This window comes from Propylenella binzhouense (assembly GCF_009866965.1).
GTDB lineage: Bacteria > Pseudomonadota > Alphaproteobacteria > Rhizobiales > Afifellaceae > Propylenella > Propylenella binzhouense.
Genome location: NZ_SPKJ01000045.1, coordinates 22,493 through 32,208 on the forward strand (window position 1 = coordinate 22,493; position 9,716 = coordinate 32,208).

Sequence of the window (9,716 nt, forward strand, 5' to 3'; positions counted from 1 at the left end):
CTCAATAGCCGTCCGCATCCGCGGCGGCCGGCCCGCCGCCGAGCTCGGCGAGAAGGGCGTCGAGGAGCCCGGAGGCGCCGATGCGGAAGCGCTCCGGCGCCGGCCAGTCGGGGCCCAGGATCTCCGTCGCCAGACCGAAATAGACTGCGGCATCGTCGAGCGTGCGGATGCCGCCGGCGGCCTTGAAGCCGATCTCCCCGGAATATTCCGCGATCACGCCGAGCATCGTCCGCGCCGCCTCCGGCGTCGCGTTGACGGGAACCTTGCCCGTCGATGTCTTGATGAAATCGGCGCCGGAGCGGGCGGCGATCTCCGCCGCCCTGCGGATGAGCTTCTCCTCCTTCAGCTCGCCCGTCTCGAGGATCACCTTCAGCACGACATCGTCGCCGATCGCCTCGCAGACCCGCACGATCTCGGCTTCGGCATGCTCCGGGCGCGTGGCGACGAGGCGCCAGGCCATCACCATGTCGATCTCGTCGGCGCCGGCCGCGACCGCCGCCTCCGCTTCGGCCGCCGCCGCGTCGATATCCTCCCCGCCCGCCGGGAAGTTCGCGACCGCCGCCACGCGCACGGGACTGCCGCCGAGCCGCGCCACGGCCTGGGCCACGAAGCGGGGCCAGATGCAGACGGCGGCGACCGGCCCGTGCGCCGTCAGGGCACGTTCGCACAGCCGTTCCACATCCTCCGGCGTGCAGCCGTCGGAGAGGTCGGTCAGATCGAGGCAGGCGAGCGCGCGCCGCGCGAGCGCCTTGCGTTCATCGGCCGTCATTCCAGTCCTCCAGCAGGCGCGCGAGCACGGCCTTCAGCTTCGCGCCTCCTTCCGGCGCGCGCGCCTTGGTCTCCTCGTGCGACGGCGCCACCGGACCCATGCCGGCGGCGAAGTTCGTGATGACCGAGAAGGCCAGAACCCTGAGGCCGAGAAAGCGCGCCAGGATGACCTCGGGGACGGTCGACATGCCGACGGCATCGGCGCCGAGCGCGCGGGCCGCCCTGATCTCTGCCGGCGTCTCGAAGGACGGCCCGGAGAACCACATGTAGACGCCGCGCGCGAGCGCGATCCCGAGCGAACGGGCGGCGTTGCGCGCGCGGCCGGCGAGCTCGGCGTCGTAGGCGGCGGTCATGCCGACGAAACGGGCGTCCGACGCCTCTCCGATCAGCGGATTCACGCCCGTCATGTTGATGTGGTCGGTGACGAGCATCAGCGAGCCCGGCGCCACCTCGGGATCGAGGCTCCCGGCCGCGTTGGTGAGGACCAGCACCTCCGCCCCGGCCGCCTTGACCGTCTCGAGCGCCATGCGCATGCCGTCCGCGCGCCCGCTTTCGTAATAATGCGCGCGGCCGGCGAGAACCATGACCGGGACATCCGACAGCGTGCCGACCACCATGCGGCCGTCATGGCCGGAGACGGCCGGCTCGGGAAAGCCGGCGAGATCGCAATAGGGGATCTCGACGGCATCGCGCAGCGCGTCGACGACCCCGCCCAGCCCGGAGCCGAGCACGACCGCGACCTTCGGCCGGTGGCGCGTGCGCGATTCGACGAGGGCGGCATTGGTGAGCGCGCTCATCGCGGCCCGAGGCCGAAGGCGTGCGGCAGGAGATCAGCGAGGAGCACCGTCTCCACGACGCCCTCCGCATCGCAAAGATGGACTTTCGTCTCCGGCGTGCTGAACTCCGCGAGGCGCTGCCTGCAGCCGCCGCAGGGGGTAGCGCGCTCCATCTTCTCCGCCACGACGGCGATCTCGGCAATCTGCCAGTCGCCGCCCATGATCATGTGCCCGATCGCCGTCGTCTCGGCGCACCAGCCCTCCGGGTAGGAGGCGTTCTCGACGTTGCAGCCGGCATAGATGGCGCCGGAGGGCGTGCGCACCGCCGCGCCCACGGGAAACTTCGAATAGGGCGAATGGGAAAAGGCCATTGCATTCCGGGCCGCCTGGAACAGCGCGTGGGACTCGTCCGCCATCAATGCTCCTTGACATAGGGCACGCCCCCCGCCCGCGGCGGCACGGCCCGCCCGATGAAGCCCGCGAGCAGGACGACCGTCAACAGATATGGCAGCGCCTGGATCGCCTGGACGGGCACCTCGCCGACGATCGGCAGCCGCGCGCCCTGCAGCCGGATCGAGATCGCGTCGAGGAGGCCGAACAGGAAACAGGCGCCGAGCACCGGCCAGGGCCGCCACTTGGCGAAGATGAGCGCGGCGAGCGCGATGAAGCCCTTGCCGGCCGTCATGTCCCGGATGAACCCGGCCGATTGCGCGATGGCGAGGTAGGCGCCCGCGAAGCCGCAGAAAATCCCGGCGATCATGACCGCGCGATAGCGCAGCCACGCGACCGAGATGCCGGCGGTATCGACCGCGGCCGGGTTCTCGCCGACGGCGCGCAGGCGCAGGCCGAAGCGGGTGCGGTAGAGGATCCACGCGGAAAGCGGAACCGCGAGCACGGCGAGATAGACGAGAAGATTGTGCCCCGAGATCAGCTCCGCGTAGACGGGCCCCACGAGCGGCACGCCGCGGAGCGCCTCGGCGCCCGGCAGCTCGATCTCGGCGAAGCGGCCGCCGGCCGGGACCGGCGGGGTGCGCCCGCCCTGGGAGAACCACGCCTGGCCCAGGAACGCGGTGAGGCCCGAGGCGAGAAAGTTGATCGCGACCCCGGAGACGATCTGGTTGCCGCGCTGGGTGATCGAGGCATAGCCGTGCACCAGGGCGAACGCCACCGAGGCGACCACGGCCGCGGCCAGGCCGAGCCAGGCCGAGGCCGTCACGCCCGCGACCGCGCCGGCGGCAAAGGCGGCGATCAGCATCTTGCCCTCGAGCCCGATGTCGAAGATGCCGGAGCGCTCCGAGAAGAGGCCGGCAAGGGCGGCGAGGATCAGCGGAACCGAGAGCCGGACCGCCGAATCGAGCACGGGGAGCACGGCTTCCATCAGACCGCCTTCCCCGGGGCGCCCGCCCGCCGCCGGAGGGCGGCCGAACCGAGCGCGAGCAGGCGGGCGATGCCCGGCCGGAAGAGATGCTCGAGCGCTCCGGCGAACAGGATCACGAGGCCCTGGATGACCACGATCATGTCGCGCGACACGGCCGGCATGTCGAAGGCGAGCTCCGCCCCGCCCTGGTAGAGCATGCCGAAGAGGATGGCGGAGAGGACGATCCCGACCGGATGCCCCCGCCCCATCAGCGCAACGGCGATCCCGACGAACCCGGCGCCGCCCACGAAGTCGATCTGCAGGCGCTGCTGGTCGCCCAGGACCGGATTGACCGCCATCATGCCGGCAAGCGCACCGGAGAGCATCATCGAAACGACGGCGATCCGGGTGATCGATATGCCGGCATAGACCGCCGCCGCCGGATTGAGACCGACGGTGCGGATCTCGTAGCCGAGCTTCGTCCGCCAGACGAGGACGTAGACGAAGAGCGCGCAGGCGAGCGCGAGGAAGAGGCTGAGATTGACGGGAGCGCCGCCGACATCGAGGCCGAGCAGGGCGAAGAGGCCGCCGAGCTTCGGCAGCGCGGCGCTGGCGGCGAACGTGCGCGTCTCGGGCTGCATCGAGCCCGCCGGCATGAGGTGGTCGACGAGCAGCCACACCATCATGGCCGACGCGATGAAGTTGAACATGATCGTCGTGATCACGACGTGGCTGCCGCGCCTGACCTGGAGCCAGCCCGGGATGAAGGCCCAGGCGGCGCCGAAGAGGGCGGCGGCGGCGGTCGCCGCGGGGAAGACGACCCACCACGGCGCGATGCGGTCGAGCGCAAGGGCGACAAGAGCGACGCCGAGCCCGCCGACATAGGCCTGGCCCTCGCCGCCGATGTTGAAGAGCCCGGCGTGGAAGGCGACGGCGACGGCGAGCCCGGTGAAGATGAAGTTGGTCGCGTAGAACAGCGTGAAGCCGATCCCCTCGCCGAAGCCGAGGGCGCCCCACAGGAGGAGCTTGACGGCGGCGAGCGGGCTCTCGCCGATGAAGAGGACGACGAGCCCCGCCACGAGGAAGGCGGCGGTGACGTTGACGAGCGGGATCAGGCCGTATTCGGCCCAGGGCGGGATCCGCACCGCCCGGGGTGCCGCTCCGGCGGCCGGCGGCGGGCTAGAGCGGGTATCCGCGCTCATCGAGGAAGGTCCGCAGAGCGTCGGGGAAGCTTTCGAGAATCTTCTCGGAAGCCTCGCAGCGCTCGGTTCCGTCAGGGCAATGTTCCAGGCCCCAGCGGTCCTGGGGATTGTAGGCGCGGAGCATCTCCGCCCAGGCCTCGGCCCCCTCGCCGAGGATCGCCTTCTCGGCCACCCAGCCGGCGAGAAAGCCGTTGCCGGCCTCCTCGAGCGCGACGCCGGCTTCCATGGCCTCAAGATAGGCGCGGTGCCGGGCCTGGAACCGGGTCTCGAGCGAGGCGTCGTGGAGCTCCGCGTTGCGGACGACGAGGATCTGCAGCGGCGCGGCGGAGCACGCATAGCAGCCGAAGCGGTAGAGGAAGGCCTCGTCCTGCCCCTCGATCTCGTAGCGCCCGTCGCCGTCCGAATCGGCGAGGTTGCTGCCGGCACCGTTCAAAAGGCCGACGCGGATCGTCTGCCAGGCGCCGCCCGGCGCCTTGCTGAGGACAAGCATCTCGTTGCAGCAATGGGCACCGCCGGTGAAGCCTTCGAGCACGACCTCGGGCGTGTCGTTCCCGGGGTCCATCTCGACGAGGGTCGCGACGGCCGGGACGGAATCGGCGACGGCCTCCGCCATCTCCGCGCGCGCGGCCAGCGCGCCGCGTTCGAAGATCGCCACCCGAGGGGTCGAGCGGCCGCTCGCGTCGCCTTCGCCCGGCGCGGCGTCGAGCCGCACCTCGAGCGTATGCGTCCGCATCGAGGCCGAAAGAATGCCGCGTCCGACCGAAACATGCGGGAGCTCGTCCGACGCCGCGCTGCCGGCGAGCGCAGCGATGAGAGCCAGGGTGAGCAGACAGCGCAGCCTCATGCCGCAGCCCTGTCCGCGCCCGCCATCAGCAGTCCGAGCTCGGTCTCGCTCGCCGCCGGCGTCCGCTCGCCGACGATCCGGCCGCCGCACATCACCAGGATGCGGTCCGACAGCGCCCGGATTTCGTCGAGTTCGACCGAAACGAGCAGGATGGCCTTCCCGGCAGCCCGCATGTCGAGCAGGCGCCTGTGGATGAACTCGATGGCGCCGATATCGACGCCGCGGGTCGGCTGGCCGACGACGAGCACGGCGGGGTCACGCTCCAGCTCGCGACCGAGCACGATCTTCTGCTGGTTCCCGCCGGAGAAGTTCGCCGCAGGCAGCCGGCAGTCCGGCGGGCGTATGTCGTACTGCGCGATCTCCTGGTTGGCCTTGGCCTCCACCGCGCGGCGGTCCATGAGCCAGCCGGACCCGTAGCGCGGATCCCGGTGGTAGCCGAGAATGGCGTTGTCGCACTCCTCGAACGGCATGACGAGCCCGGTCCGGTGGCGGTCCTCCGGCACATGGGCCAGCCCGATCCGCCGCATCGCCGCGGCATCGCACCCCCCGGTCAAATCGATCTCCCGGCCGTCGAGGAAGAGCGCGCCGCCGGTCGCGGGCCGCATTCCTGCGATCACCTCCATCAGCTCCGACTGGCCGTTGCCCGCGACGCCGGCTATGCCGACGATCTCGCCGGCGCGGACCTCGAACGTGATGCCGGAGAGCAGCGTGACGCCCCTTTCGTCCTCGAGCGCGAGATCGCGGGCGCCGAGAAGGGGTCGGCCCGGCACGACGGTCTCCTTCTCGGCACGCAGGAGCACCCGTCGCCCCACCATCAGCTCGGCGAGACGCTCCGGCGCCGCTTCGGCGGTCGGCATCGTCGCCACCATCTCGCCACGCCGCATGACCGAAACGCGATTCGTCACGGCCATGATCTCGCGCAGCTTGTGCGTGATGAGGACGACCGTCTTGCCCTGCGCCCTCAGCTGGCGCAGCACGTCGAAAAGCTGGTCCGCCTCGGCGGGCGTCAGAACGCCCGTCGGCTCGTCAAGGATCAGCGTTTCGGCACCGCGATAGAGCGCCTTCAGGATCTCGACGCGCTGCTGCAATCCGACCGGTAGGCTGCCCACCACGGCGTCGGGATCGACGAAGAGCCCGAAATCGCGTGCGATCGCCTCAAGCGTCGCGCGCGCGTTCCGAATCCCCTGCCGCAGCAGCGCCCCGCCTTCGCTGCCGAGCATGACGTTCTCGAGCACGGTGAACGGCTCCACCAGCATGAAGTGCTGATGGACCATGCCGATCCCCGCTGCGATCGCGTCCTGCGGCGAGCGCATCTGCACGGACCTGCCATCGATGCGGATCTCGCCGGCATCGGGATGGTAGAAGCCGTAGAGGATCGACATCAGGGTCGACTTGCCGGCCCCGTTCTCGCCGACGATCCCGTGGATCGTCCCCTTCTCGACCGTGAGGGCGATGTTGCGGTTGGCGTGCACCGCACCGAAGCTCTTGTCGATGCCGACGAGTTCGATGGCGGGCGCGGCCAAGGTCGCCTCACGCGCCGAACGGGCCGCCGGCGCCGCGCGGCGGCATCGGCATGGCTAGGACCAGCGCCCAGAAGTAGCGGTATTCGGAGGCCGGAGCATAGGCGAGCCCGATTCCGAACTCCGTCGCGCCCTCCCGGAGGAGATTCCGCCGGTGGTCGGGCGATTGCTTCCAGCCCGCCATCGCCTGTTCGATCGTCCGGTAGCCCGCGCCGAGATTCTCGACCGCAATGCCCCAGTCGTACCCGACTGCCGCGAGCCGCTTCGGCAGCGGACCGGCGACCCTGTGGCTCAGGCGGTCCGCCCGCGCCATCGCGAGCGCCTGCCGTCCGGCGGCATCGCCCAGCACCCCGTTCGCGGAGACGGCGTTCAGGCCCGCCTCCGAACGGAACGCGGAAACGAGCCTGCCGGCGCCTGCGCTGTCGACCGGAAGCTGCCGCGCCTCGAGCAGCGCCCCCTTTCCGGCGCAGCCGGCGAGCGCCAGTCCCGCCCCGCCGGCGAGCGCAAGGCAGGCGCGGCGGTGAAGCCCCACGTTCAGGAAGTCGGGCAGGTGTTGTCGGCCATGTAGTCGTGGACCTTGATGTCGCCCGAGATGATCTTCGACGTGGCGGCCTCGACCTTGTCCTTCATTTCGTCGGTCACGAGCTTGTCGTTGTTTTCGTCGAGCGCCCAGCCGACCCCCTCCTCGGCAAGCCCGAGCACCTGCACGCCGTTCGACCACGAGCCGTTCTGGGCATCCTCGAAGGCGGTGTAGACGGCATTGTCGACGCGCTTCAGCATCGAGGTCAGCACATGGCCGGGATGGAGCGCGTTCTGGTTGGAATCGACGCCGATGCCGAGCTTGTCCGCATCGGCGGCGGCCTGCAGCACGCCGATGCCGGTCCCCCCGGCCGCGTGGTAGACGACGTCGGCCCCGCGGTCGAACTGGCTCCTGGCGAGCTCGCCGCCCTTCACGGGGTCGGTCCACGCCGCCCCGGTGGTGCCCGTCATGTTCTGCAGCACGGTGATATCGGGCTTCACGGACTTGGCGCCCTGCACATAGCCGCAGGCGAACTTCCGGATGAGGGGGATGTCCATTCCGCCCACGAATCCGATCGTCCCGGTCTTCGATGCCATCGCCGCCAGCATGCCCACGAGATAGGAGCCCTCCTCCTCCTTGAAGACGATCGAGCGGACGTTCGGCTTGTCCACCACCATGTCGATGATGGCGAAGCGGATGTCGGGGAATTCCGTTGCGACCTTTTCGATCGCCTGCGCCTGGCTGAACCCGATGGCGACGATCGGATCGAAGCCCCGCCGGGCGAAGTTCCTGAGCGCCTGCTCGCGCTGGGAATCGTTCTGGACCTCGAAGTCGCGATACGTGATGCCGGTATCCTTCGCGAACCGCTCCGCGCCCTGGAAGGCGGCCTCGTTGAAGGACTTGTCGAACTTGCCGCCGAGATCGTAGACGACCGCCGGCTTGATGTCCGCGGCATGGGCGGCACCCGCGAAGGCGAGCGCAGCGACAGCGGCGACCCAGGTCATGCGCATAGCAGCTCCTATCTTCCTCCGACCGGCCCGGGGACCGGCCCCACGGCGAAGATTGGCACGGCCTTCGCTGCAGCGCACCTGCTTTCATATGCTTTGACGGACCGGCGCAAAGCGATATCTGTTGCATGCCGTTGCGGATCGGGAGCCCGGAATGTCACTGCTGCAAGCCGCGATAGAGCCGCTCGCCTTTCCGGTCCTGATCGGCGATATCGGCGGCACGAACGTCCGCTTCGCGCTCCTTTCCGACGCCAATGCCGAGCCGCGCAGCTTCCCGCCCGTGGAGACGCGGAGCTATCCGGACATCGAGACCGCGATCGAGGAGAACGTGCTCGCGCATACGAGCGTGATGCCGCGCTCGGCGGTCATTGCCGTGGCCGGCCCCGTGAGCGGCAACGAGGTCGACCTGACGAATGCCGACTGGATCGTGCGGCCGCACGACATCGTCGAGCGGATCGGGGTCGCCGACGTCATCCTCCTCAACGATTTCGAGGCGCTCGCGCTCGCCCTCCCCGAGCTGAAGGACAACGATCTCCACAGGATCGGCGGCGGCGCGATCGAGACCTTCTGCACGAAGGTCGTGGTCGGCCCGGGCACGGGCCTCGGCGTCGGCGGGCTCGCGCACGCCGCCCGCATCTGGGTGCCGCTGCCCGGCGAGGGCGGGCACGTCTCCTTCGGGCCGGTCGAGCCCGACGAGTTTCCGGTCTGGCGGGCGATCGAGCCGGAACACGGGCGGATCTCGGCGGAGTCGCTTCTCGCGGGGCGCGGCATCGTCCGCCTCTACCGGGCGGTCGCCACCGTCGAAGGCTCGATGCCGCAGCTCCACAGCCCGGCCATGATCACGGATGCCGCCTTGTCCGGGACCGACCCGTGCGCCGAGCGGACGATCGAGCTCTATGCGCGCCTGCTCGGCCGGCTCGCCGGCGACCTCGCGCTCGTGCTCATGGCCCGCGGCGGGGTCTATGTCGGCGGCGGCATCGCGCCGCGGCTCATCCCCTTCCTGGAGCGCGGCGAGTTCCGTCGCGCCTTCGAGGCGAAGGCGCCGCATGACGAGCTGATGCGCGGCATGTCGACCGTCGTCATCACGCGCGAGAGCCCTGCCCTGCTCGGGCTCGCCGCCTTCGCCCGCACGCCCAACCGCTTCGGCGTCTCGCTCACGGGCCGGCGCTGGAAGAAGGCGGCCGTCGCGGCGCATTGAGGCGGGCCTCCGCCCTCAGCCCGGCCGGCGCTTGGCGCCCGTCAAGGGCGCCGCCTCGGCCGGGTTCTCCGGCCAGGCATGCTTCGGATAGCGCCCGCGCATATCGGCCCGGACATCCCGCCATGAGCCGCGCCAGAAGGCGGGCAGGTCGCGCGTGACCTGGATCGGGCGGCGTGCCGGCGAGAGCAGCTCGAAGACGATCGGCACGGCACCGCCGAGCACCGCGGGATGCGCCGCGGTACCGAAGAGGTTCTGCACCGGGAGCGCGACGACCGGCTCGCCCGACGAATAGTCGATCGCGACCGAATTGCCCGCGGGCGCGATGAAGCGCGCCGGCGCGAGGCGGTCGAGCTCCGCCATCCTCTCCCACGGCAGCAGGGCGGCGAGCGCGTCCCGCAGGACCGGCCCCGCAAGATCGGCGAGCCGTCGCCTGCCGCGGAGCGCCGGCACCAGCCAGTCCTCCGCGCGCGCCGCGAGCGCCTCGTCGGAGAGGTCGGGCCACGCCGCCCCGGCGCGGGCACGCA

At 70.6% G+C, this 9,716-nt stretch carries 11 protein-coding genes; 1 reads left to right on the forward strand and 10 read right to left on the reverse strand.

All coding sequences use genetic code 11. The features are described from left to right. Position 1: 1 nt before the first annotated feature. From deoC to E4O86_RS13355, 9 genes are read right to left on the reverse strand one after another with little or no spacing between them, the layout of a single operon-like run. Complete coding sequence (deoC, locus tag E4O86_RS13315) at positions 2-769, reverse strand: deoxyribose-phosphate aldolase (RefSeq protein ID WP_161141038.1); 768 nt, start codon at positions 767-769, stop codon at positions 2-4. Continuing rightward, positions 756-1,565 carry a purine-nucleoside phosphorylase gene (locus tag E4O86_RS13320; protein WP_161141039.1) on the reverse strand — a complete coding sequence of 270 codons (810 nt, stop codon included), beginning with the start codon at positions 1,563-1,565 and terminating at the stop codon, positions 756-758. Before E4O86_RS13320 ends, deoC begins: the two co-directional genes overlap by 14 nt. Continuing rightward, a complete protein-coding gene (gene cdd, locus E4O86_RS13325) occupies positions 1,562-1,960 on the reverse strand; it encodes a cytidine deaminase (protein ID WP_161141040.1) in 399 nt (132 codons plus the stop codon). Before cdd ends, E4O86_RS13320 begins: the two co-directional genes overlap by 4 nt. After that, positions 1,960-2,922: an ABC transporter permease gene (locus E4O86_RS13330; RefSeq protein WP_161141041.1), complete on the reverse strand. Its 963-nt coding sequence runs from the start codon at positions 2,920-2,922 to the stop codon at positions 1,960-1,962. The genes cdd and E4O86_RS13330 overlap by 1 nt, the downstream gene beginning before the upstream one ends. Next, complete coding sequence (locus tag E4O86_RS13335; protein WP_161141042.1) at positions 2,922-4,103, reverse strand: ABC transporter permease; 1,182 nt, start codon at positions 4,101-4,103, stop codon at positions 2,922-2,924. The genes E4O86_RS13330 and E4O86_RS13335 overlap by 1 nt, the downstream gene beginning before the upstream one ends. Further along, the gene (locus E4O86_RS13340; RefSeq protein WP_161141043.1) at positions 4,081-4,947 is read right to left on the reverse strand and encodes a hypothetical protein; all 867 of its coding nucleotides are present in this window, start codon (positions 4,945-4,947) and stop codon (positions 4,081-4,083) included. The genes E4O86_RS13335 and E4O86_RS13340 overlap by 23 nt, the downstream gene beginning before the upstream one ends. Beyond that, a complete protein-coding gene (locus E4O86_RS13345) occupies positions 4,944-6,470 on the reverse strand; it encodes an ABC transporter ATP-binding protein (protein ID WP_161141044.1) in 1,527 nt (508 codons plus the stop codon). The genes E4O86_RS13340 and E4O86_RS13345 overlap by 4 nt, the downstream gene beginning before the upstream one ends. 7 nt (positions 6,471-6,477) lie before the next feature. Beyond that, a complete protein-coding gene (locus E4O86_RS13350; protein WP_161141045.1) occupies positions 6,478-6,999 on the reverse strand; it encodes a CAP domain-containing protein in 522 nt (173 codons plus the stop codon). A gap of 2 nt (positions 7,000-7,001) precedes the next feature. Beyond that, entirely contained in the window at positions 7,002-7,997 is a 996-nt protein-coding gene (locus E4O86_RS13355) for a BMP family lipoprotein (RefSeq protein ID WP_161141046.1), read from the reverse strand. A gap of 157 nt (positions 7,998-8,154) precedes the next feature. Here E4O86_RS13355 and glk point away from each other — a divergent pair, with 157 nt between their 5' ends. Continuing rightward, positions 8,155-9,192 (forward strand): glucokinase, encoded by a 1,038-nt coding sequence (glk, locus tag E4O86_RS13360; protein WP_425500127.1) that lies wholly within the window; start codon positions 8,155-8,157, stop codon positions 9,190-9,192. Between the two features lie 15 nt (positions 9,193-9,207). On the opposite strand, the gene E4O86_RS13365 is transcribed toward glk, so the two are convergent. Further along, on the reverse strand, positions 9,208-9,716 hold a 509-nt coding region (locus tag E4O86_RS13365), incomplete at its 5' end, for an ATP-dependent helicase C-terminal domain-containing protein (RefSeq protein WP_281351609.1).

Coding starts and splice junctions, on each gene's coding strand:
- deoC (WP_161141038.1), bottom strand. CDS start 769: ATGACGGCCGATGAACGCAAGGCGCTCGCGCGGCGCGCGCTCGCCTGC.
- E4O86_RS13320 (WP_161141039.1), bottom strand. CDS start 1,565: ATGAGCGCGCTCACCAATGCCGCCCTCGTCGAATCGCGCACGCGCCAC.
- cdd (WP_161141040.1), bottom strand. CDS start 1,960: ATGGCGGACGAGTCCCACGCGCTGTTCCAGGCGGCCCGGAATGCAATG.
- E4O86_RS13330 (WP_161141041.1), bottom strand. CDS start 2,922: ATGGAAGCCGTGCTCCCCGTGCTCGATTCGGCGGTCCGGCTCTCGGTT.
- E4O86_RS13335 (WP_161141042.1), bottom strand. CDS start 4,103: ATGAGCGCGGATACCCGCTCTAGCCCGCCGCCGGCCGCCGGAGCGGCA.
- E4O86_RS13340 (WP_161141043.1), bottom strand. CDS start 4,947: ATGAGGCTGCGCTGTCTGCTCACCCTGGCTCTCATCGCTGCGCTCGCC.
- E4O86_RS13355 (WP_161141046.1), bottom strand. CDS start 7,997: ATGCGCATGACCTGGGTCGCCGCTGTCGCTGCGCTCGCCTTCGCGGGT.